The sequence below is a fragment of the Desulfoluna spongiiphila genome, from assembly GCF_900101345.1.
Taxonomy (GTDB): domain Bacteria; phylum Desulfobacterota; class Desulfobacteria; order Desulfobacterales; family Desulfolunaceae; genus Desulfoluna; species Desulfoluna spongiiphila.
Genome location: NZ_FMUX01000007.1, coordinates 60,207 through 83,311, shown reverse-complemented (window position 1 = coordinate 83,311; position 23,105 = coordinate 60,207). Strand labels below are relative to the sequence as shown.

Annotated in this window: 19 protein-coding genes, 1 tRNA gene and 1 other RNA gene; 10 read left to right on the top strand and 11 right to left on the bottom strand. The window is 58.6% G+C overall.

Annotated features, from left to right (window positions below; all coding sequences use genetic code 11):
• Positions 1-21 precede the first annotated feature (21 nt).
• From BLQ12_RS11095 to BLQ12_RS11065, 7 genes are all read left to right on the top strand, one after another.
• Positions 22-98, top strand: a tRNA-Ile gene (locus tag BLQ12_RS11095).
• Between the two features lie 239 nt (positions 99-337).
• On the top strand, positions 338-1,468 hold the full coding sequence (locus tag BLQ12_RS11090; RefSeq protein ID WP_092210717.1) for a Nif3-like dinuclear metal center hexameric protein: 1,131 nt from the start codon (positions 338-340) through the stop codon (positions 1,466-1,468).
• A gap of 128 nt (positions 1,469-1,596) precedes the next feature.
• On the top strand, positions 1,597-2,325 hold the full coding sequence (locus tag BLQ12_RS11085; RefSeq protein WP_092210716.1) for a zinc ribbon domain-containing protein: 729 nt from the start codon (positions 1,597-1,599) through the stop codon (positions 2,323-2,325).
• A 75-nt stretch (positions 2,326-2,400) separates the two neighbouring features.
• Positions 2,401-2,784, top strand: an RNA gene (gene rnpB, locus BLQ12_RS11080) — RNase P RNA component class A.
• A 78-nt stretch (positions 2,785-2,862) separates the two neighbouring features.
• Positions 2,863-4,173, top strand: a complete 1,311-nt coding sequence (locus tag BLQ12_RS11075; protein ID WP_092210715.1) for an HPr family phosphocarrier protein — start codon at positions 2,863-2,865, stop codon at positions 4,171-4,173.
• A gap of 29 nt (positions 4,174-4,202) precedes the next feature.
• The gene (gene ispD, locus BLQ12_RS11070) at positions 4,203-4,898 is read left to right on the top strand and encodes a 2-C-methyl-D-erythritol 4-phosphate cytidylyltransferase (RefSeq protein ID WP_092210714.1); all 696 of its coding nucleotides are present in this window, start codon (positions 4,203-4,205) and stop codon (positions 4,896-4,898) included.
• 267 nt (positions 4,899-5,165) lie between these two features.
• Complete coding sequence (locus BLQ12_RS11065) at positions 5,166-5,543, top strand: PilZ domain-containing protein (protein WP_139163946.1); 378 nt, start codon at positions 5,166-5,168, stop codon at positions 5,541-5,543.
• 223 nt (positions 5,544-5,766) lie between these two features.
• Here BLQ12_RS11065 and BLQ12_RS11060 read toward each other — a convergent pair whose 3' ends face one another.
• From BLQ12_RS11060 to fliS (BLQ12_RS11010), 11 genes are all read right to left on the bottom strand, one after another.
• A complete protein-coding gene (locus tag BLQ12_RS11060) occupies positions 5,767-6,783 on the bottom strand; it encodes an ABC transporter ATP-binding protein (RefSeq protein ID WP_092210712.1) in 1,017 nt (338 codons plus the stop codon).
• On the bottom strand, positions 6,780-7,763 hold the full coding sequence (locus BLQ12_RS11055; RefSeq protein WP_092210711.1) for an ABC transporter ATP-binding protein: 984 nt from the start codon (positions 7,761-7,763) through the stop codon (positions 6,780-6,782). Before BLQ12_RS11055 ends, BLQ12_RS11060 begins: the two co-directional genes overlap by 4 nt.
• A 15-nt stretch (positions 7,764-7,778) precedes the next feature.
• The gene (locus tag BLQ12_RS11050) at positions 7,779-8,699 is read right to left on the bottom strand and encodes an ABC transporter permease (protein WP_092210710.1); all 921 of its coding nucleotides are present in this window, start codon (positions 8,697-8,699) and stop codon (positions 7,779-7,781) included.
• Positions 8,696-9,670, bottom strand: a complete 975-nt coding sequence (locus BLQ12_RS11045) for an ABC transporter permease (protein ID WP_092210709.1) — start codon at positions 9,668-9,670, stop codon at positions 8,696-8,698. The genes BLQ12_RS11050 and BLQ12_RS11045 overlap by 4 nt, the downstream gene beginning before the upstream one ends.
• 307 nt (positions 9,671-9,977) lie before the next feature.
• Complete coding sequence (locus BLQ12_RS11040) at positions 9,978-11,561, bottom strand: ABC transporter substrate-binding protein (RefSeq protein ID WP_092210708.1); 1,584 nt, start codon at positions 11,559-11,561, stop codon at positions 9,978-9,980.
• 551 nt (positions 11,562-12,112) lie between these two features.
• A complete protein-coding gene (locus tag BLQ12_RS11035) occupies positions 12,113-12,511 on the bottom strand; it encodes a flagellar protein FlaG (protein WP_092210707.1) in 399 nt (132 codons plus the stop codon).
• A 130-nt stretch (positions 12,512-12,641) separates the two neighbouring features.
• On the bottom strand, positions 12,642-12,956 hold the full coding sequence (locus tag BLQ12_RS11030; protein ID WP_139163945.1) for a hypothetical protein: 315 nt from the start codon (positions 12,954-12,956) through the stop codon (positions 12,642-12,644).
• Positions 12,937-13,374: a flagellar export chaperone FliS gene (gene fliS / locus BLQ12_RS11025; protein ID WP_092210705.1), complete on the bottom strand. Its 438-nt coding sequence runs from the start codon at positions 13,372-13,374 to the stop codon at positions 12,937-12,939. Before fliS (BLQ12_RS11025) ends, BLQ12_RS11030 begins: the two co-directional genes overlap by 20 nt.
• Positions 13,375-13,431: 57 nt before the next feature.
• Entirely contained in the window at positions 13,432-14,871 is a 1,440-nt protein-coding gene (fliD, locus tag BLQ12_RS11020; RefSeq protein ID WP_092210704.1) for a flagellar filament capping protein FliD, read from the bottom strand.
• A gap of 228 nt (positions 14,872-15,099) precedes the next feature.
• Complete coding sequence (locus BLQ12_RS28190; RefSeq protein WP_092210703.1) at positions 15,100-16,749, bottom strand: flagellin N-terminal helical domain-containing protein; 1,650 nt, start codon at positions 16,747-16,749, stop codon at positions 15,100-15,102.
• Between the two features lie 313 nt (positions 16,750-17,062).
• A complete protein-coding gene (gene fliS / locus BLQ12_RS11010; RefSeq protein ID WP_092210702.1) occupies positions 17,063-17,446 on the bottom strand; it encodes a flagellar export chaperone FliS in 384 nt (127 codons plus the stop codon).
• Between the two features lie 533 nt (positions 17,447-17,979).
• Between fliS (BLQ12_RS11010) and BLQ12_RS11005 the strand changes: the two genes are divergently transcribed.
• From BLQ12_RS11005 to BLQ12_RS10995, 3 genes are all read left to right on the top strand, one after another.
• Positions 17,980-20,997, top strand: coding sequence for a sigma-54 interaction domain-containing protein (locus BLQ12_RS11005; protein ID WP_139163944.1), 3,018 nt, complete (start codon positions 17,980-17,982; stop codon positions 20,995-20,997).
• A gap of 422 nt (positions 20,998-21,419) precedes the next feature.
• Positions 21,420-22,421 carry a TRAP transporter substrate-binding protein gene (locus BLQ12_RS11000; RefSeq protein WP_175469657.1) on the top strand — a complete coding sequence of 334 codons (1,002 nt, stop codon included), beginning with the start codon at positions 21,420-21,422 and terminating at the stop codon, positions 22,419-22,421.
• Positions 22,422-22,544: 123 nt separating this feature from the next.
• Positions 22,545-23,069, top strand: coding sequence for a TRAP transporter small permease (locus BLQ12_RS10995; protein ID WP_217640291.1), 525 nt, complete (start codon positions 22,545-22,547; stop codon positions 23,067-23,069).
• The last annotated feature ends 36 nt before the right edge of the window (positions 23,070-23,105 follow it).

Here is a 23,105-nt window from a genome sequence, read left to right as displayed (position 1 = left end):
AGGATACTCACCTTGATGCACGGGCCTATAGCTCAGCTTGGTAGAGCCACCGGCTCATAACCGGTCGGTCCCTGGTTCGAATCCAGGTGGGCCCACCAGCTCAACACACCGTGAAAAGGGAGACGCCACAACAGGTGAGGCAACGCACTCACTTTTCATGAACCATGGCGGATGATGCACCATGAACGATGCAACAAAAAGCCGAGACAGTTTTTAAACACCAAGGCGTGCTGGCTGAAAAAGGCCACCACGCCTTTTTTATTGAAGGGCCCCGATATGCGTGGCCCGGGCCTATTCGCCCGGCCTTTCGGGCCTTGGAAAGAGGATTGGAGGAGAGATGAGCGCTACGGTATCTGAGATAATCTCCATGATGGAGGAACTTGCCCCATCATCCCTTGCAGAAGACTGGGATAATGTGGGGCTGCAGGTGGGCCGCACAGACCGGACGGTCACTCGGATTCACATCGCCCTCGACCCCACCCCGGAGGTGGTGGCCAAAGCCTGCGACGACGGGGCGGAGATGCTGATCACACACCACTCTCTGATCTTCGCCCCCCTAAAAACCCTGGACCTTGCCACCCCCCTGGGCGAGATCATCGCCCGCTCCGTTTCTTCCTCCCTTGCCATCTACTCCGCCCACACCAACCTTGACAGTGCCCCCGACGGACTCAACGACGCCTTCTCCCGCATGATCGGAATAGACCCCAGCGGTCCTCTTGTACCCTCTGTGGATTCGGAGACGGTAAAGCTCGTCTTTTTTGTGCCTGAAGAGTACCGCCACAAGGTGATGAAGGCCCTTTTTTCAGGCGGGGCAGGAGCCATCGGCAAATACAGCTGTTGCTCCTTTTCGTCTGCCGGGCGGGGTACCTACATGCCGTCAGGCGACGCCGAGCCCTTTGAGGGCAGCGCCGGAAAGATGAGTTGCGTGGATGAGGTGCGCGTGGAGGCGGTGGTCAAGCGATCGAGGCTGGACCATGTGCTGAGTGTGGTGCGGGAGGTTCACCCCTATGAAACCATGGAGTACAACATCTATCCCTTGCTGCGCACGGCCGATGCCGACGCCAGCGGTGCGGGCCTCGGCCGGGTGGGGGCCTTAGCCGCTCCCATGACCCTTGCAGAGCTTGCGCAACGGGTCAAGGAGGTCCTTGGCCTCCCTGCGGTGAAGATGGTGGGGGACCCCGGCATGACGATTCGGCGGGCCGCCGTATGCACGGGCAGCGGGGCTTCGCTGATGAAGGCGTTTTACCGGAGCGGAGCCGATGTCTACGTCAGCGGTGAGCTCAAATACCATGATGCCCATACCGTTCTTGAAAAGGGCAAGGGGCTTGTGGATGCCGGCCACTTTGGCACGGAACATTTTGCGTGCGGCCTTCTGGCCCGGGCGCTCAAAGAGAAAATCCGGGAAAGGGGGCTTGCCGTCGAGGTGGTGGCAAGCGATATCGAAAAAGACCCCTTTGCCTTTGTTTGACAGGGTTGTGCGGCGAGATGCCGGCACAAGGGCCCTGTCCCGATACAGACCGTGACACAGTCCGTCAGGCACTGATATATTTACCGGCATAAGGCCGGTCCACAGACCTTGGAGGCTTAATAACTTACATGCGTAATCTTAATGTGACCCGGGAACAGATCCAGACCCTGATGCGACTTCAGAAAATCGAGACGGAGTCTGCACGGATTGAAAAGAAGCTCACAGGGGTGACGTCCCAGACTTCCGTACAGGGCGCCCGTCTGAAAGAGCTTGACGCTGAGCTGGAGGAGGCCCTTGAGGCCCTGGACGGCGAGAAGAAACGGTACGCGGCCATTGAAGAAGAGATTGCCGAACTCAATACCCGTGTGGCCAAGAGCCAGGAGTACCTCCGTGTTGTCACCAACAACAAGGATTACCAGGTGCTTCGCCGCGAAGTGGACGATAACACCAAGCGGGTGGGGGAACTCGAAGAGGTCCTTATTGCCATGCTGGACGACCTGGAGGAGCGAAAGAAAAAGATTGCCGAGCTCACCGAGGTCCATACCGGGGAAGCCGAAAAGGTCAAGAGCATCGAGCAGGAGATCTACAACGACACCGCCGAGGAGCGAAAGGCCCTTGAGTCCATGGCCGTAGAGCGTGAAGAGGTGGTCAAGGTTATTCCGCCCGCCCTTTTCGCCCACTATGAGAAGCTGCTCAAGACCACGGGTCGGCTCGCCGTGGTGGCCGTCTCCGGCGGGGTATGTTACGGGTGTTTTATGAACATTCCTCCCCAGCAGGCCATCGAGGTCCAGCAACAGGGCGGACTGCACCATTGCCCCCGGTGCCACCGCATTCTGGTAAGCGAACCCACCGCCTGAGGCCAGGGGTGAAAATGGTCGTTTTCCTTTCTGTCGTTTTGAGGTATAACACGGGCACACAATCGGAAGACGGTTGGAGGGGAACAGATGATCGCCGGGTTGCTTCGTGCAGCCGGGAGGAAAGTCCGAACACCACAGGGCAGGGTGCTCCATAACGTGGAGTCGCGGTAACGCGAAGGCAAGTGCAACAGAGAGTAGACCGCCACGTACCCGTTTCGGGTGCGGGGTAAGGGTGAAAGGGTGCGGTAAGAGCGCACCAGTTCTTCGGGTGATCGGAGAAGCTGGGTAAACCCCACCCGGTGCAAGACCAAATAGGGAAGTGTTTGAGGGCTGCCCGTCCGAGCTTCCGGGTAGGTCGCGTGAGGTGTCGGGCAACCGGCATCCTAGATGAATGATCATCGCCCCGTTTCCGGGTAACCGGGACGGGGAACAAAATTCGGCTTACGTACCCCTTCAACCGTCTTCATTTTTTTCTGACGGATCCGTAAAAGGCCATCCGCTTTTATTACGACAGACCAGAGGCAGGCGACAGGCTTTATGGCAGATAAACAGTCGGCATGTTCCATTACCTTTAAAGAAAAGGTGCAGATCTACTCCCACGATTTTCTCAAGGCCTGTGTGTACATCGCCAGGTTTGACAGGGACGAAAACCCTTTTACCAAAAAGCTCTACTCCCGCATGACGGCCACCAGCCACCTGTTGGAAGACTTTCTGGACCTCCACGGGGCCAAGAACAACAGGGACTGGTTCTACTACCGGGAGCTGACCTCCCTTATCCGCCACATCAGCCTCAGCTGCTATTCCCAGCGCCACATCGCCAACCGCATTCCCTTTTACGACCTTCCGGACATCGCCGATTTCGAATCCCAGGGTCGGATCACCTTGGATTTTCTGAATGATATCCTGAGAAAAGCCGCACCGGCCATTATCGAAGAGGCGCGGCGGCTCGACATCCGCGTGCCGGAAGGCGGGTATGACCAGGCCAATTTCCCCGGGGTTGTGTCGGGCGAGATGCTTGAATACAACATCGATGACGACGCCGGCCACGACCAGCGCAAGCACATCGTCAAGATTTCCAGTGAGTTTTTAAACATCGCAAAGCTTTTTGCCCCCTTCACCTTCTATGAGGAGCAGACCCTTGAGGCGATCCGTGAGATGGTGCCTGCCAAGGTCAACGAGGTGGAGATCAGGGGCTTTGAGATGGTGGTCCACAACCTTCAGTCCTCCTTTGACTCCTACGTCATTCAAGGGGGCTTTCGGTACGGCAACCGCAAGCTCAAGCAGCTGCGTGCCCATTTTTCCGTGGTGCTGCACATCATGGAGGTGCAGGGGCGGCTGCTCCATTTCTACGAGCGCCATCTCCACGAGGTGGGCTCCATCCACACCTACCGCGAGGTAAGGCAAAAGCTCGGGGAGATTGTCGACATCGACAGGCTCCTGGACCGCACCGTCAACTACTGCCTTTTTTACGCCTGCCACTTCATGAGCTGCGGCAAGCGCCTGGCCAAAGAGGTGTTGAACGAGAACATCGAAAGGGGCATCATCACCGTGGGCATCCCTGAGACCCGGGGGTTTCACGCACGGCCCAGCCTGATGGTTGCCAAGATCGTTCAGAACTACGGGGGCGAAGTGGAGCTGGTGGTCAACGGGGACCGGTTCGATGCCAGCAGTGTCCTGGATATCCAGTGGGCCGGTGGCAAGATCCAGAAAGAAGAGGTCTCCCAGGTGGTCTTTGAAGGGGACACGCGGGCCCTTAAGGACATCGAAATTCTCGCCTCGGTCAACTATGCCGAAGATTCCATGGGCAAGGGCCTTCCCCTTCCCAAAGAGCTGAAATATCTTAAGTAATAACGGACTGGCTTCGGGGAGGAGTGCCTATGCAGATTGCCGCCATTATCGTCGCCGGAGGCAAGGGGCTTCGCATGGGGGCAGATACCCGCAAGCAGTACCTTGAGCTGGGCGGGATTCCCATTCTTGTGCGCACCTTAAGGCGGTTTCTCGCCTGCCCGCAGGTCGACCGCATTGTGCTGGCCGCTCCGGCCGATGATTTCTCCTTTATCCAGTCAGATCTTTTTCCCCTTCTCCCCGAAAGGCACCGCATTGTCCTGGCCCCGGGAGGCGCCGAGCGCCAGGGGTCCGTCTACAACGCCCTGATCACCCTTGGGCCGGATTTCGAGGGCCTGGTGGCGGTCCACGACGGGGTTCGGCCCTTTGTTTCCCCGGAGGAACTCCGGCGGGTGTGCGAGGCGGGCCAGCGCTTCGGGGCTGCCATCCTGGCTGTCCCTGCCTTTGAGACCCTCAAGCGGGTGGGGGACGAGGAGACCATTGCAGGGACACTGTCCCGGGAGGGGCTCTGGATGGCCCAGACTCCCCAGGTGTTCCGTTGCGACCTCCTTGCCGCCGCCCATGAACAGGCCCGTGAAAACGGCGTCCTGGGCACGGATGATGCCTCTCTGGTGGAGCGCATGGGGGTGCCGGTTCGTGTGGTTACCGGGAGCCGCTGCAACATCAAGATCACCACGCCGGACGACCTGGATCTTGCCGCTCTTTTCCTTCCTCGTTTTCCTTTCTGATTCAAAACTGCCTATAAATAGGGGTGTGTTCGTGACTCATGATGAGTAATGCGGTGGTGGTCTCATCGGGCTTTGGGTAGTCTTTCACATTGCCTTGGGGGCGCGATTGTGCTACAGATGGTGGCTGGCTGCCCGTGTATGAAAATCTTCTAGGGTCAGTGACCGTTGTGATGTTTCAGTGCCGAGGCGGCCCCTGCGCCCGCCCGATTTTATTTTTCCGACCCCTTCTCGTCCATTGGAGCCGCAATGATCGGAAAGTCCCAGGAGATGGCTGACAGACGTGCCCACAGGCGCTACCGAGCCGGTGACGGAGCTTATGCTGCGTTGTCTCCGGACTCAAGCAAGGTGGGGCCCATTGTGGACATCAGCATGGACGGGCTCTGTTTCCGCTACATTGTCCATGCCGATCAGCCCAAGGAACCGGTGGAGACCCATATCTATGTGGGGGACAACGGCTTCTACCTGGAAAAGATGCCCTACGAGACAGTGGAAGACGTGGAGATCGACAACCCCTCGTCCCTGTCCACCATCATCATGCGCCAGCGGCGCGTCCGGTTTGTGGGGCTTAGCGCCAACCAGAAGGCCCAGCTCAAATACTTCATCGCCCACCGCACCTCCGAACAGGCGGACCTGAGGGTGAGGTAAGGCACCGCACAGGCATTCCCGGACGTCTTTTGCACAAACGGCAAGGGCGTAAACGAAGAGATTTTCTTCGTTTACGCCCTTTTTTTGTGGGTGGTGCTTGAAAGCCGTTCTGCCCCTTTGTCAGGGCTCAGAGAAAAAATAAATGTGCAAATCAACCCGCCTGCAAGGTGGCTCACCTTGCCGACGGGGGCCTCGCCTTTGCCCGTTTTTTTTGTGCCGTCCCTTACAGGACGCCCTCTTCCACCCTGTGGCAGGCCACAAGGCCTGTACCGCAAGGCTTGGCCTCGGGAATTTCCTGGACACATCGCGTGTCGGCGTGGGGGCACCTGCCGTGGAAGACACATCCCGTGGGCAGGTTGATGGGGGAGGGGACCTCCCCTTTGAGGCTGATGTGGCTTTTTTCTCCGTTTAGCTTCGGGATGGCGCTCAACAGGGCCTTGGTGTAAGGGTGCCGCGGTTCGGCGTAGAGGGTTTCCGCGTCGGCAAGTTCACAGAGGCTTCCCAGGTACATCACGGCCACCCGGCTGCTGATGTGGCGCACCACGGAGAGGTCGTGGGAGATGAACATGTAGGAGAGGCCCCGTTTTTCCTGTGTTTCCATGAGGAGGTTGAGGATCTGGGCCTGCACCGAGACGTCCAGGGCGCTGATGGGCTCATCGGCTACGATAAAGGCCGGATCCACCACAAGAGCCCTGGCAATGCTCACGCGCTGGCGCTGGCCCCCGGAAAATTCATGGGGGTAGCGCTGGGCCCACATGGGATCGACTCCCACCTGCTCCATGACCTCGGCAATGCGGTCCTTCACCTCTCCGTTTTTTATGCCCGGGTTGTGGAACCTCAAGGGCTCCTCCAGGGTTTTTTGAACGGTCAGGCGGGGGTTCAAAGAGGAGTAGGGGTCCTGGAAGACCATCTGCATTTTGGCCCGGTAGGGCATCATGGCCTTGGGGGTGAGGTTGTCGATGCGGTTGCCTCGAAAGCGAACCTCCCCGCTGTCGGGGGTGTGGATGCCGATGACGCATCGGGCCAGGGTCGATTTCCCGCACCCGCTCTCCCCGACCACGCTTAAGGTCTCCCCTTCCAGAATATCCAGGCTGATGCCGTTGACCGCCTGGACCACTGTGCTGTGGAGGCTGAGTTTTCCGCCTTTAAGGCTCAGTTTCTCCAGAAAACCTCCGGAGATGTCGAAGTGCTTGACGACGTTATTCAGTGTGAGGATGCGCTTGGTGGATTCTGTGCTCATGATGCAAGGTCTCCCGAGACTAAATGGCATGCGGCCATGTGGCCTGTTTTTTCATCCGCAAAGGCCGGCTCGGGCCGTGTTGTCATGCAGATCTCTCCCTTCATGGGGCAGCGGGGGTTGAAGGCGCAGCCGCCGGGTATGTCGGTGAGGGTGGGCATCATCCCCGGGATCTGGTAGAGGGGCTCGCCCGGTGTGCGGCTCTCCGGCAGGGCCTTGATGAGCCCCTGGGTGTAGGGATGTTGCGGGGTGTTGATGATGGCTTGTGTGGGGCCGCTCTCAATGACCCGGCCCGCGTACATCACCGCGATGCGGTCGGTGACTTCGGCCACCACGCCCAGGTCGTGGGTGATAAGGATCAGGCTCATGCCGTCGGATTCGCACAGCTCGATGAGCAGGTCCATGATCTCCGCCTGGATGGTCACGTCCAGGGCGGTGGTGGGCTCATCGGCGATGATGAGGTCCGGATCGGTGAGGAGGCTGATGGCGATGATGATCCGCTGGCGCATGCCCCCGGAGAACTCGTGGGGGTACTGGGCCAGGCGCTTCTCAGGGGACGGGATGTGCACACGGGCCAGCTTTTCAAGGGCGATGCGCTCGGCCTCTTCCTTGGTGACATCCATGTGAGCGTGGATGGCCTCGGTCATCTGGGTGCCGATGGTCAGGACCGGGTTCAGGGCCATCATGGGGTCCTGGAAGATCATGCTGATGCGGTTTCCGCGGATGCTGCGCATCTCCTCTTCGGAGTAACCGGAGATCTCCGTGCCGCGGAACCGGATGGAGCCGTTGGCGATGAAGCCCGGTTTGCGGATCAGCTTGATGATGGAAAAGCCCATGACCGATTTGCCGGCACCGCTTTCTCCCACGATCCCCAGGCGTTCTCCCTTGGTCAGGGAGAGGGAGAGGTTGTCGATGGCGGTGACCTCTCCGGTTCGAAGGGCGAATTTGACGTCAAGGTTTTGTATGTCGAGTATAGGTTCCATGATCGGTTGTCACCTTTATCCTTTGTAGAGCTTGGGGTTGAGCACATCCCTGAGCCAGTCCCCGAGAAGGTTGATGACAAGGACGAGGACCACGAGAAAGAGGCCGGGAAAGAGGGTGATCCACCAGACGCCGCTGAAGATGTATTCAAATCCGGCGTTGATAAGGGATCCCAGGGAGGGCCGGTTCACGGGCATGCCGAGGCCGAGAAAGGAGAGGGCCGCCTCGCTCATGATGGCGTTTGCCACCTGGACCGTGGAGATGACCAGCACCGAGCTCATGGTGTTGGGCAGGATGTGGCGGAACATGATGCGCATGCGGGAAAGGCCCACCACCCGTGCGGCTTCCACGTACTCCTTGCCCTTTTCCCCCAGGACCGAGGCCCGGACCGTCCGGGCGTACTGGGGCCATTCGGCGATGCCGATGATCACCACCAGCAAGGGGACGGCCAGGTCATTGTAGCGGCTCTCACCGAACACCGTCTGGAAGATGGCGCTGATGAGGATGGCCACCATCATGGTGGCAAAGGAGAGCTGGATGTCGGCCATGCGCATGAGAAAGTTGTCCAGCCGGCCGCCTAAGTAGCCCGCAAAGAGCCCCACGGTGATCCCGAGAAACGCCTGGAGCACCACGGCCCCCAATCCGATGAGGACCGAAAGGCGCATGCCGTACATCATGGTGGACAACAGGTCTCGTCCCTGCTGATCCGTGCCCAGGAGGAAGGTGCTGGAGCCGCCGTCCATCCAGGCCGGGGGAAGCTCCGAGTTCAAGATGTCGATGGTTTCGGAGTCGTACGGGTTGTACGGGGCGAGAAGGGGGGCAGAGAAGCTGACGATCATGAGCACCAGCAAAATGGCGAAGCTGACCACAGCGATTTTGTCCCGCTTGAAACTATAAAAAAAGTACGAATCTTTGAAATTTCTAAGTGACTGTTTCATTTTCTCCCCGATACCCGGATGGTGGGATTGACGAGACCATAGATGATATCCACCATGGTATTGACGACGACAAAGAGAGCGCCCACAAAGATGATGTAGGCCACCAGAAGGGTGGTGTCGGAGCGCTGAACCGCTTCAAGGAACATAAAGCCCATGCCGGTCCACTGAAAGACGGTTTCAGTGAGGATGGTGTAGGCGAGCATGATGCCCAGCTGGACGCCGCCCACGGTGATGACGGGGAGCAGGGTGTTCTTGAAGGCGTGCACGAACCAGATGCGCTGCTTCTTGAGCCCTTTTGCGTAGGCAAAGCGGATGTATTCGGTCTCCAGGACCTCCATCATCTCCGAGCGGATGAGCCGGATAAAAAGGGGCAGCATGATGGACGAAAGGGCGATGGCGGGCATGATGAGGTGTCTCAGCCCGTCCACGGTGAGAAGGCCCGTCTGCCATCCCCACAGGTTGACCGTTTCGCCCCTGCCGTAGGAGGGGAACCACTCCAGGGTGACGGCAAAGAGGTAGATCATGAGAATGGCGGTGAGAAAGACCGGGATGGAGACCCCCACGATGCTGCCCCCCATGGTGAGGCGCGAAAACCAGTGGCGGGGGTTGATGGCGGCGAAGATGCCTGCAGGCACGGAAATGAGGATGACGATGAGGCTGGCTGCAAAGACCAGCTCGATGGTGGCCGGTGCCTTGGCCAGGATCACGTGCAAGGCCTGTTTCTTGTGGATGAAGCTGGTGCCCAGGTCGCCATGGGCGGCGTTTTTGAGAAACCGCCCGTACTGGGTCAGGAAGGGGTCGTTCAGTCCCATCTGGTCCCGGAGCTGCTCGCGCTCCTGGACCGACACCCGGACCCCCACCATGTCCCGAACGGGGTCGCCGAACTGGTGTTTGATGGAGAAGCCCAGCAAGCTGATGATCAGCATGACGAACAGTGCCTGGAAGATGCGTTTTACGGTAAATGCAAACATGGGTATGGTCGCGTCCTTATTGTCACGGTGCATGGGATGACGTGTCGGGGCGGCACAGGCCGGAGGGCCCTTGTACTGCCCGTCACGATTCCCGGGGGCGTTCTACCCGCTGCCTGCCGGTGTCCGAGAGGGACACCGGCAGGTAGCGGGTACAGCTGGCAGGGAACATGTTCCCTCGCCGGTAATCGAAACGCTCGTATTCAAGCATATGTGGTCGGTGAAATGCAAACGAATCCGCCAAAATAAATGGCCGGCTCAACCGGTTGATGTCGGTGGAACCGGCCAGGGATGTCTATGCTTTTACGCCTTACTTGATCACGAGATCGCCCAGGTAGGGGAAGTTCATGGTGTTGACGATGGGCTCGATGTCCAGGTTCTTCACCGAGGCCCATGCCAGGTTCTGCCAGTGCAGGGGCACAAAGGCCGCCTCGTCGTAGAGGATCTGCTCGATTTCCTGGAGCATGGCGGTACGCTTGGCCGTGTCGGTCTCAGACTGGGCTGCCAGGGTCAGCTCATCGACCCTCGGGTTGCAGTAAGTCCCGCTGTTGTACTGGCCGTAGCCGGTCTCGGTGTTGATGCACATGGTGAGGTACTCGGTGAAGTTGCCGGAGTCTTCGGTATCCGCGTGCCATCCGATGAGCTGGATGTCGGCCACCTTGGCGTCGAATTCATCCCAGTACTGGGCCTTGGGCATGGTCTGCAAGGTCACCTTGATGTTGATCTTGGCCAGCATGTTGGCTGCTGCTTCGGCGATCTTGGCGTCGTTGACGTAGCGGTTGTTGGGGGAGATCATGGAACACTCGAACCCGTTTTCGTAGCCTGCCTCTTTCATGAGGGCCTTGGCTTTTTCCAGGTCGTAGCGGGGCACGAGGTTTTCTTTGTAGCCCAGGTAGCCTTTGGGGCTCTGCTGGCCGGCGGTGGTGGCGAAACCCTTCATGATGTTCTTGACGATGCCGTCGTTGTTGATGGCGTGAACGATGGCCTGTCGGACGCGCACATCCTTGAATTCGGGACGTCGGGTCTGGTTGAGCTGAAGGGTGATGATGCGGGTGCCGCCCATGGTGACGAGCTTGGTTTTTTCGTTGCTTTCAATCTGGTTGAAGTCCTGGGGGGAGACGGGGTAGATGAAGTCGGTGTCCCCGGAGAGCAGCGAAGCCACGCGGGTGGCGGTGTTTTTGATGGGGGTGAGCACGATCTTCTGGACGTTGCCGGGGGAGGCTTTGTCCCAGTAATCGGCATAGCGCTCGTAGACGGTCTTTACGCCGTGTTCCCGGGAGATCACGCGGTAAGGGCCGGTGCCGGATTCGTTGTTGAGGGCAAAGGAGGGGCCGCTTTTGACCTGGGCGTCCTTGGGCTGGCCGTTTTCATCGGTGCCGGTGTAGAAGACGCTGTCCATGGGGAAGATGTAGGTGGCCATGTTGAGGAGCAGGGGGTAGGGACGCTTGGTGACGATGTCGATGGTGTGCTCGTCGATGATGTTGATGCTGTCAAAGGGCTCGAAGAGGCCTTTGTAGTCGATGCTTTTCTGAAGACGTTTAAAGGTCCAGACCACGTCTTTGGCGGTGAAGGGGTTGCCGCTGTGGAAGGTGACGTCTTTTCTCAGCCAGAAGCGAACGGTGAGGGGATCCAGGCGTTCCCATTTTTCAGCCAGTCGGCCTTCGATGGACATCTCGCGGGTCCAGCGGACAAGGGGGTCGAAGGTCACATGGGAGTAGGCCAGCATGCCGCCTGAGAGCTGAATATGGGGGTCCAGAGAGACCGGGTCTGCGTCCATGGCAAGGTGAATCGTGCCTTTTTGGGTTTCGTCGACCTCTTCCTGTTTTGAACATCCCGACATCATAAGGGCGGCGCCCACGAGCAGGACGGTTGTCAGTGCCAGTATTCGTCTCATTCATGCCTCCAGAAAATTAGTGTGTTGTAAAAGACCAGGCCAGAGCGTTCACTCGGTTGCGCCGGTCCCCCGGGGAGGGAGACCGCCGGAGTGTCGTCTTGCATTCCCGGTTTGGAAAAGGCGCCGAGGATCCCGTGCGCTGGTTTTCCGTGTTCTTCATCAAAAAATGGTTCGTGTGCCGTGTAAAGTCAGGTATGCCTTCGGTATGAAATGACTTGTTATTCTAGAATCATACCGAAGATAAGTTATAAAAATTAGCAAAAATAAATATGAAAAGCAAATTAATTCATCAATGTTCTTAGGGGGTAACAGTGCGTTTGGGATATGGGGATGGAGTTATATATCGGTGAGATAACAGCGAATTCAAGGGGAGGGGAGGGGAGGTTTTACCGAAAAAAAGTGAAAGCCTGGGGAACACCGGAGGCCTCCAGGGAGCCAGGGGCAGGGGATAAGAGGGCCGGCAAAAAAAGGGTACAGTTCACCCGTGCCGGAAAGACCGGTTTCAAAAGAAGATGTTACGGACGGGATACAGGGGGGGGAGAGGCTGACCGTTACACTTTTTCGTCGAAGATAATGCCGACCATCTCTTCGATTTTGGCCGCAAGGTCCAGGACCTTCTTGGCCGGAATTTCACGGATGACTTCCTCGGTGTCCCGGTTCGTGATCCGGACCATGGTGCGCCCGGTTTCGTCGTGCCGCGTGAAGTTCAGGCCCACGGCATGAAGGGTGTCTAAGTCTCGGGATATCTCGTCGAGGGTCTCCTGGGAGAGCTGCTTTTCTCGAAGCCGGTCCTCCCGGTCGGCGCGCACTTTTTCCTGCCGCTCTTCGGTGCTGGCTTTGTTGTCCGAGGTGGCCTCGGACCCGGGGGCGGGGCGGACGGGTTCCGCCTGGGAGACATCGTCTCGCCGTTGGGGCATCTGGGGTTGGACTTGCGATACGGTTTGCATCATGGTGATCTCTCTTTATCCATGGGCCCCCAAAGGGATACGGCGCCGGGGTAAGGGCAGTGAACGTCCCTTTCGAGGCCTGGTTTAATCTAAAGGGGTTGTGACGGTACCACGCCGGGCGGGGTGCCGTCGGTCAATAAGGGGACGCGTAGGCCCCCCTTATCCGTTTTTTGTTTGCCGAGGCGGTGAGCTGGGATCGGATGGCCTCCATCTCCCCTTCGATACGCAGGGCAAGATTCCGGCTTCGTTCCAGAATGCGGGACAGGGCCTCGGCATGCCCCTGGTCCACGGGCAGTGTTCTGAGCGTGTTCATCAGGTCGGCCTGATGCCTGGCAAGGGTGGACAGGGCCTCGGGCTCGGCGGAGGTCAGGGTCTCCTCCACCCGGTCCATGAGGGCCTCCATGCTCGCCATGACATGGGCCGGGGTCTCAGATGGCGACACAGACACCGCAGCTCTCCCTGGGCTTTTCAGGCTGGCGTACCGACGACTGCCTTCGAATACGCGAGGCCTCGGCAAAGCCCTCTTTCAGGCTTACGATCAGGGTCTCCACTTCACGCAGGGCGGCCGTGTCGTTTTTGATGTTGGCTTCGGTGAGGCGCCGGACCATGTAGTCGTACAGGGCAGCCAGGTTTTCGGCGATCTCTCCTCCGCGCTCCATGTCCAGTGCTGCGCTGAGTTCGGTGAGGATGGCCAGGACTTTGGATATGTACTCCCCCTTGAGTGCCGGGCGTTTTTCATCGATGCCCCGAACGGCGAGGTGGATGAATTTGATGGCCCCTTCGTAGAGCATGACGAGAATGCGATCCTGGGGAAGGTCCTCGCGAGCTGCCGATGCGGCATATGCACTGTAAGTCATGGGTGTCATGGGTGTAAACTCCTTCAACTGTGGCGGAAACGGGAGGGCTTTCTTCCGATTCCGGATCTACTGCTTGGATACCCCGGGCAGAGCCTTCAACTGGGAGGCGAGGTGATCGCTTGTGACTTTGTACTGGGCCAGCAGGCTCTCAAGGGAGTTGAACTTTTTCCGGAGCCTCTCCTCGGATCGTTCCGCCTTGTCGTCGATTCGGGTGATCTGTTTGTCGATGCTTCCGATCTTGCTCTTGAGCCCTTTGCTTCCGGAGGCGAGGATGCCGCCGGTGGGGTCGTTGAACCCTTCGATGAGGCCGCACATACGAACCGCAAATCCCTCTTCGCCTTCGTCTATGCTGGTAAAAAAACGCTTCAGGTCGTCGGGACTCTCGGAAACGGCCCGGGAAAGGGCTTCCTGATTCAGTTCCAGATAAGGCTTGCCGTATTCGGGGTCTTCTTTGTCCGTGACACGCCGCATGGTCACCCCGATGTCGGAAAGATAGCGGAAGCTGTCGTTTCCGGCCACCGTACCCGCTGTGGCGCGGGTGAGGGAACCGTTGATGCGGTTGGCGGTCTGGTCGCCGAAGAGGGTGCCCTGTTCTTCTCCTTCGCCGTTGTACTTCTGGCTGTTGAAAAAGAAGGTGAGGACGTTGTTGTATTTTTCCACAAAGGTATCGAGCTTTTCGGAGATGGCCCCCTGGTCCAGCGCCACGGAAAAGGTGGTGGCAGGGGCCGTGCCGGAAAGATTCAGGGTCACATCCTTGACCACATCGGTGATGGTGTTGGTGGGGCGGTGGATCCCTGCAACTCCGTCCACGGTGATGATTGCGTCCCGGGCTTCCTGGGTGACGGAAAACGCGGTTGTGCTCTCCTCGCCTTCTTCGCCTCCCGGTGCCACCAGGGCTGAAAGCCCTTCGTTGTCCGAATCATCGCCGTCCTCGTCGTTGGAGACGGACACCTCAATGGTGCTGGCCGCTCCGGTTTCGTTGGTGGCAAGGGTCAGGAACTGGTGGGTGCCGTCAAAAATCACCCCGGCTGTGACATCCCCTTTTTCCGCGTTGATGGCGTTGGCCAGGTCATGGAGGGTGAAGTTGGCCCCGGAGGTGATCTCCATGGGGTCACCGTCGCCCACCTGAAGGGTCAGGGTGCCGCCCCCGGGATGCGCATCCTCCGTGAAGGGGCCTGCGGCCATTTTCTGGCCTGCGGCCAGCTGGTGGATCTCCAGGGAGTAGCTTCCCGCCCTTGCAAACGAGCCGGCGGAAACCGTGTAATGTTCCGGGTCTGGTGAGGTGGCCGTACGTGCGGTAAAGGCGCTGGGGTAGCGAAGAGAGCGTGCAGCGTTGCTGAGGCCGGAGAGCTCCTTCGACAGGTTGGCGTAGGCGGAGATAAGGACTTTGAAATCCTCTTTCTTCGCTTCCAACCCTTTGACGGGTCTCTTTTCCACTTCGGTTATCTGATCGACAATGCCGTCGAGATCGATGCCCGAAACGATGCCGCCAACCGACACTCCCATGATCCTGCTCCTTTGGCACCTGCCGTGCGGCCGGTCTGACCGTGACCGTCGATGCCTTTGCGAACGTTTTCCCGGTGCACGGGATATTCAAAGGCGCCGGGAAAAGGCCCCGGTGAGGGTATCACCTGGGGCCTTTTCCGGCACATGTTGTTACCTGTGCACTCGTTTTATCCCGAATAACCGGATAAAGGCAAACCTTCTCTTTTAGCGGGTGCCGAGGCCCCGTTTCTAACCGATCAGGCTGAGAACAGACTGCGGCAGCTGGTTCGCCTGGGCAAGCATGGCGGTACCGGCCTGCTGCATGACCTGCAGTTTGGTCATGTTGGCAGTCTCGGAGGCGAAGTCCGTATCAAGGATACGGGACCGTGACGCGCTCAAGTTCTCAGAAACGTTGGAGAGGTTCTGGATGGTGGATTCAAAACGGTTCTGAACCGCACCCAGGTTGGCCCGCATGTCATCCACCTGTCGGATGGCGCTGTCCACCGACTTGATGGTTTCGTTGGCGGCCTCCATGGTTGAGACATCGGCGTTGGAGATGGACCCCTTGGCCTGGACGTTGTCCTCGGTAAGGGTTGCAAAGCCGGCGTCCGTGGCGTTGAGGCCGGACAGGGAGAGGGTGTCCCCGGCAGTCAGGGAGACAGAACCCGTGACACGCACGTCGTTGAAGTTCGAGTCAAAGGCGGTGGATTTCACGCCGCCGCCGAACACGAGGTTGGTGACTTCCGCGTTGGTGGTGCTCAGGACGATGTCGCGACCGTCGTCGGCTGCAAGGGTCAGCTCGCCGTCATCATCGACACTGGCCGTAACCCCGGTGAGGTGGCTCTTGGCGTTGATGGCGTTGGTGAGGCTGCCGTCGGAGTCGTTCTCTTTGAATTCGGCAGGGCCCACGCCCACACCGTTGATCATCAGGTCGCTGTTGCCGATGCGGCCGACACCGACGTTGCTGGGGCCGTCCCCTGCCACGCTGGAGCCGGAGTAGTCTGCGGCGTCCATGTCCGAGGCTTTGAAGCTGGTGGAGGCCTTGGCGTAAACGCCCTGGAGGCTGGTGCCTTCCATGCCTTCGCCGGGATCTTCCTCGTTCATATCACGGATGGAGTTGATCCGTGCGGCGATGTCTTTGGCGCTACCCCCGCCGTAGCTGGCGGAGTTGGTGTCCTTGAGGTCGGCGGTGGCCGCCGAGGTGATATCCCCGCCGTACTTGGCCTGGGCGATATCCACGGAGGATGCGCCGTCCACCTGGACGCTGACGTCGCCTGCGGTGACGGTGCTGCCTGCGGCCCCTTCCTGGATACCGATGCTGCCGGCGTCGGCGGCGTCGTTGGCCAGGGAGACGCGGGAGGCGGTGGACTGGACGATGCCGGGCTGCTGGCCCAGGGCGTTGGCCTTGACGTTAACAAGGTCCACCCCGATGGTCTCGTTGGCGTTGGCGCCTACCTGGAACTTGAAGGTGCCGGAGCTGCCGTCGAGGATGTTTTTGTTGTTGAAGGTGGTGGCTTCGGCGATTCGGTCGATCTCGGAGACCAGCTGGTCGATTTCGAGCTGGATGGAGGCCCGGTCTTCAGCGGTGTTGGTGTCGTTGGCTGCCTGGACGGACAGTTCACGGATCCTCTGAAGGCCGTTGGTGGTCTCCTGGAGGGCACCTTCAGCCGTCTGGGCAAGGGAGATACCGTCGTTGGAGTTTCGAACAGCCTGGTTCAGACCGCGGATCTGTGAAGTCATTCGGTCGGTGATGGCAAGGCCGGCGGCGTCGTCTTTGGCTGAGTTGATCCTCAGGCCGGAAGAGAGGCGCTGGAGAGATTTGTTGAGGCCTGAAGCGGTGTTGCCCAGGTTACGCTGTGCGTTGAGAGAGGTGACGTTCGTGTTGATTGAAAGTGCCATGTGATTTCCTCCGTGAAATAAACTTTCAATGGTCGGCATCCGTGCCGTAAACTCAAATTGTCTGTATCGATGTCGGGTGCGCCTAAGGTGTTCGGAAAATCCTTTTTCCAAAAGTGGCATAACGCCGGGTGAACCCTCGATATAAAGTACTTATCGGAGGCTTTGCCGGTTTCTTTAAATAAAAATCGCGATGAATGATTGAAAAATGACGAGGTGAGGCGGGGTGATGTCGGCGAGGCGTTGAAAATACAAGGGGTTCTTGCGGGGTGGCGCCCCGCATGAATGCTCTCTGCGGGGCGCCCGGGGGGATGGTTTATGACTGCGGGATATCCGCGGGCCGCTCCGGCTTTTGGGCGGGGGCGGATAGCTCTTTCAGGTTCCGGATCAGCCAGTTTACCTCGTTGACGGGGTCGATGCCGAGGCCGGAGTGGCTGATGGAAAGGCGATCAATCATATATGCGTACAGGGCCGAGAGGTCGGTGTCGTCCTCCCCGTGGGGCGGGGCCTTTTCACCGGCCTCTTTCAGGTGGTTCAGGATCTTGACCACGGTGGAGATGCTTTTCTTTTGCTCGCCGGGCCCGCTGCCGCGGGCATGGGCGAGGTGCCCCATGGCGTCGTCGTACATCCGGATGAGCTCCTTCCGCCCAAGGGGCGAAGGGCTTTCAGGGGTGCTGTGCAGGGGATGGGTGGATGGCATGGTTTCCTCCCTTCATAACTATAAAGGTGTCGGGCGTGGCGCCGGTGTTGGTTGGGTTCAACGGGTGGTCAGGTATGTTCGGGAGGCCGGGGGCAGTTTATGACGTCTCTGGTCAGTGGGAGGCGGGAACGATGTCAGAATGCGTTTCTGTTGAGATGTTTTGTGAACAACGTACTGAAATTGATAATACAACAGCTTGTGCGTAAAAGCCATTACAAATAAACAATGGGGATGGCCGTGTGTGTCTGTTTAGTTGCTGTGCTTCAAGTAATACGACCCGGATCAATGTCCTTATGCCGCGAACCGGGGCCGTTGAGTCGGGGCGATCTTTTTTTTGCGGGGTGCCATTTTTGAAGGGGCCCGGGGGGGAAACCGGCCCGGCGGCCCTTGCTGCGCGTAATTCTGTTTTTGTCCGGCCTGCCGCAGCCTTTCGGGGCCGGGTGTCCGCTATTGACGACTGGCCCTGAACTGCCCTATCGTTTTGTTTTTCCGTGGTTGCTGTGGTTGGATAATCAGATGAGACGAGGGGTGTTGTGGATCGTTTAAAGGCGTTGACGGAAGACCAGGTAGTCGCACTGAATGTGCTTGCGTTTGTAAGGGGGCATATCCAGGAGTCCACCCTTGCCGAGTGGACCGGCAGCACCATCCGGGAAACGTCCCTGGCTCTTAAGGGGCTCCATGGGGCCGGTCTCGCCTGTTCCCATGGGGGGACTCGCTGGCAGCTTGCCCAGGGAGGGCTTGACCGCGCCCTGATCCGGGCAAACCTTCCGAGCCTTGAGTCACGGGCTTATCGCGGGGGGCTTGTCTCGGAGATAGATCGGCTTCGCGCCCCCGATGAGATTGCGGTTTTTGAGGCTTTGGTGGCCGATATCTCCACCCAGCTTGAGGTCTCGGTCACCGCCGGGCTCCAGGCCCTCCTGACGGAGACCCTGGAGCAGATGCTGGCCTTCTGCGACGAAGAGCCCTCCCTGGAAAAATCCCGTGAGGAGCTCTCCCGTTTTTTAGAGCTTGTCATTGCCATTTTGGGGCTCAGTCTTTACCTTGCCCGGAACTTGTCTCTTTCCATCCGTCTCTATTTCTTTGCCAATGAAATCGCCATCCGCATCGGTGATATGCGCAAGCGTATTATCTTGAAGCTCAGTGAGGTTCTGCTGGATCACTTTACCGGCCGTTCCTCCCTTCAGGCCTTGCCCTCTCTCATGGAGAGCCAGGAGGCCATCGACGAGCTCGGGGACAACGACATCCTGTGTATCGCCGCCATGTTTCTCTCCTCCCTGCACTTCAATCAGGGGGACATGAAGAAAACACTGCGCTACTACAACGAGGTGGATCCGGCTTCCTATGTCTGGAATGTGCGTTACTACAAAGACCTGTCCGGTATTTATCCCTCGTCTGCGGCCCATTTTCTGGGGAAATTTCACCTGGCCATCGGCATTGCCAAATCGGCGTGCCGCACGGCCCACCTCAAGGGGAATGAGCTTACCGAAGGGTGGTGGTGCCTTCAGCTCACCATGGTGCTGGGGGATGCAGGGTGTGACCGGGGGCAGGTGGAGAGGTATCTGAGTCGGGCCAGGAGTCTCCTGAATCCGGAACTCCACGAGATGGCCTATCTTTTTTATCTCCACGTAACGGCCTGTACCCACAGCCGGTACGGTGAGATGGAGAAGGCCTTCGAGGCCTTGCGGGCGTATTATGAATTCTTCTCCTCCTGTGAGTTTGAGCAGACCCTGTTCGGCCGGTCGCGAAGCTATGAGCTCTGTGTCGATTTTTTCAGGCGGGGGTATCCCCCGATCCCTGCCGTGGATGTGGAGGCAGAGACCCGCAAGAACTTGAACGGCGGAGACAAGATGATGCGGGGGGCAGCCCTCAGGCAAAAGGCCCTTTTGGCCTATGACGCCGGAAAACCCCTGCCGGTGGTCCGCCAGCTTCTCACAGAGAGCATGGAGGTGTTTCAGGAGGCGGGCGGGGTGATACGCATTCCCCAGACCCGGCAGCTCCTTGATCGTCTGGAGGCCTTTGAAAAAGAGGGGGGCAAGGAGAGGCCCCGTTTGTTTCTGGAGGAGATTGCCTGGCCCGAGGTAAAAAACCAAGCCGGGCAGCCCGGTTCGGGAAGTCTGACACAGCGGTGCACACGACGTTTTAAGAAACTCACCTCCCATAAGGACCCGTCGATCTTTTATCGCCAGCTTGTTACCACCATTCAGGAAGAGTTCCAGGCCGAACGGGTGATACTCCTCCAGGGCTTCGAAGGCGGGGAGGTTGAAAGCGTCGCCGGGTGCAATATCTCCCGGGAGGAGCTGGAACAAGGGGTGTGTACTTCGCTTCTGCCCCTGGCTTCCCAGGCCATTCAGAGGCAGGAGGTGGCCAGGGTGAACCTGGAGTCCTTTGCTGCCGTTGCCATTCCCATCAACACCCGGGAAAAATCCACCTGGGTGTTGTACGCCGAAAGCCAGGAGACCTCCGGGCTCCTGGGGCGGGCCATGGAGGACATGGATGAGAACCTGGCCCTGCTGATCTCATCGGAAGTGCGCTCTGCCGTGATTCTGGAGGCCTCACGCCAGCAGCCTCAATACTATCCCATGCCCGGGGACACCTCCCATGAACCCTTTTACGGGGTCTCCATGGCGCCACTGCTTAAAAAAGCGGCCCAGGCCGCCCGCACCGATGCCACCATGTTGATCCTGGGGGAGACCGGGGTCGGCAAAGAGCTCTTTGCCCGGCACATCCATACGGAGAGCGGGCGAAAGGGGCCTTTTATCCCGGTTCACCCGGCGAGCATGGCCGAATCTCTCATCGAAAGTGAACTCTTTGGCCATGAAAAAGGGGCCTTTACCGGTGCCACCTCGCAAAAGGTGGGCTTTTTTGAGCTGGCCAATCAGGGGACCCTTTTTATAGATGAGGTGGGTGAGATCTCGCTTTCGCTGCAGGTGAAGCTCTTGCGCGTGCTGCAGAACCACAAGTTCACCCGGGTGGGCGGCACCAAAGAACTCCTCTCCGACTTCCGGTTGATTGCCGCCACAAACCGGGATTTGAAACAGGACGTCATCGACGGGACGTTCCGTGAAGACCTTTTTTATCGCCTTTTCGTCCTTCCCTTTACCATTCCGCCTTTAAGGGATCGGGCCGAGGATATTGTCTATCTGGCCCAGATGTTTCTGACTCATTTTGCCAGGCGCTACGGGAAAACGGTGTTGAGTCTTACCCCCGGGCAGATTGCCGACCTTCAGTCCAGGCCCTGGCAGGGCAATATCCGTGAACTCAAAGGCATCATGGAACGGGCGGTGATTCTCTCCTCCGGGAACCGGCTTGAGCTGTTTCCCGTGGCCCACGATGCGGCCGTGGTCGCGTCCGCTGACCGTGTGGCAGGGGCCGGTGCCGATCTTTTTGACGGGTTGCCCACCCTGAAAGAGCTGGAGGCGAGGTACCTGGCCCATGTGCTGGCCCTTACCGGCGGCAAGGTGGCCGGGCCGGACGGCCTTGAAGGGGTGCTGAAAACCAAGCGATCCACCATCTACGCAAAGCTCAAGCGCCACGGCCTGATCGGCTCCTGATGCCTGGGATCGGGCGCGTGGCCCCCGCCCCGGGGCGGCGTCCAAAAACCAAGACATGCACGACGGGGTGTCCCGTTTTTTAGATCCAGAAAACGGGACACCCGTACCTTCCGCCTGGGCCACATCTCCTCACCATGCCTGTATTATCCCATCTCTGCTGTTCTTTGTTTACCCTTTGTGGCCCTAAATGTGGGTGGTCTGGCGATGTGTCTGCACCCGATGTGGTATGGCTTGCCGTGGCATGCCGATGCGCTGAAAGGCCGCATCTGTTTTGTGGCATGGTTCGTGCTCAACCCACAGAGACAAACATTGATGCCCGGTAGCTCCGGTGCCATGAATTTTTCGGGCCGGGGCGTCGGGCGATCACACCGACAAACAGTGATGTAAACATGATGTTGGCAGACTTTGTAGGAGGAAATGCGATGAAGAGAGTGGCTTTATGTGTGGCGATGCTGTTTTTGATGGCGGCGTTCAGTGCTCCGGTCTCAGCAAAGGTGGTGATGAACCTGGGGTGGCAGACAGCCGATGACAGCGCTTACGGCGAACTGGTTACCATTTTTTCTGGTCTGGTGGATGAGTACACCCAGGGGGAGGTGGTGGTCAAGCGCCGCTGCTGCGGTCAGATCGGGGGCGAGGAAGACGGCTTCAAATCCCTTCAGATCGGCATCGTGGACGGGTTTATTATCACCATGAACAACGTCTCTCCCCATTACCCCCTCATGGACGTGTTCGTCCTGCCCTATATTTTTAACAGCCTCGAACACGCCTCCGAGGTTCTTGAAGGGCCCATCGGGGATCGGTTCAGGGATCAGCTCTACGCCAAGACCGGCGTTTACCTTCTCTCCTACAATGCCGTGGAGCCCCGGGACATGTACAACACCAAGCGTCCCATCCGCAGCATGGACGACATGAAGGGCCTGAAGCTCAGGGTCCCCAAAAACAAGATCATGATCAGCACCTTCCAGGCCTTCGGGGCCGAGCCCGTGCCCCTGGCATGGTCCGAAATGTCCACGGCCCTTCAGACGGGCACCGTGGAAGGGGGCGACAACGGCACCTTTGTCATTCGTTCCCAGAAGTTCTTCGACCTGGCCGACAACCTCACCGTCCTGGATCATTTCACCTCCTTTTCTCCTTTGTTCTGCAGCAAGCGGTTCCTGGGGAAACTGACCGATGCCCAGCGCGATGCCGTCATCAAGGCGGGGCGTGACGCCGGCAGGCTCCACCGGGCCAACATGCTCAAAAAGATCGAGGAGTGCCGCTCCTACCTTGAGGCAAACGGAATGAAGATCACCCGTCCGGACCGCACGCCTTTCATCGAAGCGGCCCGCAAGCTCCAGGATGAGATCCTCTCCAAGCGGTCTGCCGAGTTCCGGGAGATGGTGGATCAGATCCGTGCGTCCTCCGGCAGCAAAAACGACGCATAGCCCTTTACCAGGGCAATGATGGCGTCCATCTGCTGTTACCCGCTGCTCCGGGAACCTCCTGAACCCCCGGGGCAGCCCTCATAAAAAAAATCCGACTTATGTGTCATGAGTAAGGAGCGTTTGATGTCCCCGTCAACCCTGATGCGCTGGTTCAACACGAAGTTTGAAAGCACCCTGTGCGTGATATCCCTTGTGGTGATGTCCTGCTGCGTCTTTCTTCAGGTGATCCTGCGGTACGTTTTTCATCAGTCTGCCCCGTGGGCGGAAGAGCTGGCCATTTACGGCATGGTGTTTTCCGTTTACTTCGGCACGGCCCTGGCTGTTACCGAAAAAAGCCATGTCCGCATTTTGAACCTGGTCCAGCTTTTCCCCAGAAAAATCGCCGTCGGTCTCATTGTTGCGGGCGATGCCGTCTGGTGTGCGTTTAATATCTTTATGGTCGTCCACGGCGTGGATTACGTGGGGCTCCTTTGGGACACCCATTTTATCTCCCCCTCCCTGGGCATTGAGCAGCGATGGCCCCAGGCGGTTGTGCCCTTTTGTTTTGCGTTGATGACCTTTCGGATTCTTCAGTTCTACTACCGCTGGCTTCGAACCGGTACCTGTGAGCTGACCTGCGACCTGCCCGGTGACGAGCCGGTGCGGTGATCGCGATTCGGGCGGTATGAAAAAAAGACCACGCGC

Excerpts from the sequence above, each read along its gene's own strand:
- BLQ12_RS11090 (WP_092210717.1), top strand. The coding sequence starts at position 338 with ATGAGCGCTACGGTATCTGAGATAATCTCCATGATGGAGGAACTTGCC.
- BLQ12_RS11085 (WP_092210716.1), top strand. The coding sequence starts at position 1,597 with ATGCGTAATCTTAATGTGACCCGGGAACAGATCCAGACCCTGATGCGA.
- BLQ12_RS11075 (WP_092210715.1), top strand. The coding sequence starts at position 2,863 with ATGGCAGATAAACAGTCGGCATGTTCCATTACCTTTAAAGAAAAGGTG.
- ispD (WP_092210714.1), top strand. The coding sequence starts at position 4,203 with ATGCAGATTGCCGCCATTATCGTCGCCGGAGGCAAGGGGCTTCGCATG.
- BLQ12_RS11065 (WP_139163946.1), top strand. The coding sequence starts at position 5,166 with ATGGCTGACAGACGTGCCCACAGGCGCTACCGAGCCGGTGACGGAGCT.
- BLQ12_RS11060 (WP_092210712.1), bottom strand. The coding sequence starts at position 6,783 with ATGAGCACAGAATCCACCAAGCGCATCCTCACACTGAATAACGTCGTC.
- BLQ12_RS11055 (WP_092210711.1), bottom strand. The coding sequence starts at position 7,763 with ATGGAACCTATACTCGACATACAAAACCTTGACGTCAAATTCGCCCTT.
- BLQ12_RS11050 (WP_092210710.1), bottom strand. The coding sequence starts at position 8,699 with ATGAAACAGTCACTTAGAAATTTCAAAGATTCGTACTTTTTTTATAGT.
- BLQ12_RS11045 (WP_092210709.1), bottom strand. The coding sequence starts at position 9,670 with ATGTTTGCATTTACCGTAAAACGCATCTTCCAGGCACTGTTCGTCATG.
- BLQ12_RS11040 (WP_092210708.1), bottom strand. The coding sequence starts at position 11,561 with ATGAGACGAATACTGGCACTGACAACCGTCCTGCTCGTGGGCGCCGCC.
- BLQ12_RS11035 (WP_092210707.1), bottom strand. The coding sequence starts at position 12,511 with ATGATGCAAACCGTATCGCAAGTCCAACCCCAGATGCCCCAACGGCGA.
- fliS (WP_092210705.1), bottom strand. The coding sequence starts at position 13,374 with ATGACACCCATGACTTACAGTGCATATGCCGCATCGGCAGCTCGCGAG.
- fliD (WP_092210704.1), bottom strand. The coding sequence starts at position 14,871 with ATGGGAGTGTCGGTTGGCGGCATCGTTTCGGGCATCGATCTCGACGGC.
- BLQ12_RS28190 (WP_092210703.1), bottom strand. The coding sequence starts at position 16,749 with ATGGCACTTTCAATCAACACGAACGTCACCTCTCTCAACGCACAGCGT.
- fliS (WP_092210702.1), bottom strand. The coding sequence starts at position 17,446 with ATGCCATCCACCCATCCCCTGCACAGCACCCCTGAAAGCCCTTCGCCC.
- BLQ12_RS11000 (WP_175469657.1), top strand. The coding sequence starts at position 21,420 with ATGAAGAGAGTGGCTTTATGTGTGGCGATGCTGTTTTTGATGGCGGCG.
- BLQ12_RS10995 (WP_217640291.1), top strand. The coding sequence starts at position 22,545 with ATGTCCCCGTCAACCCTGATGCGCTGGTTCAACACGAAGTTTGAAAGC.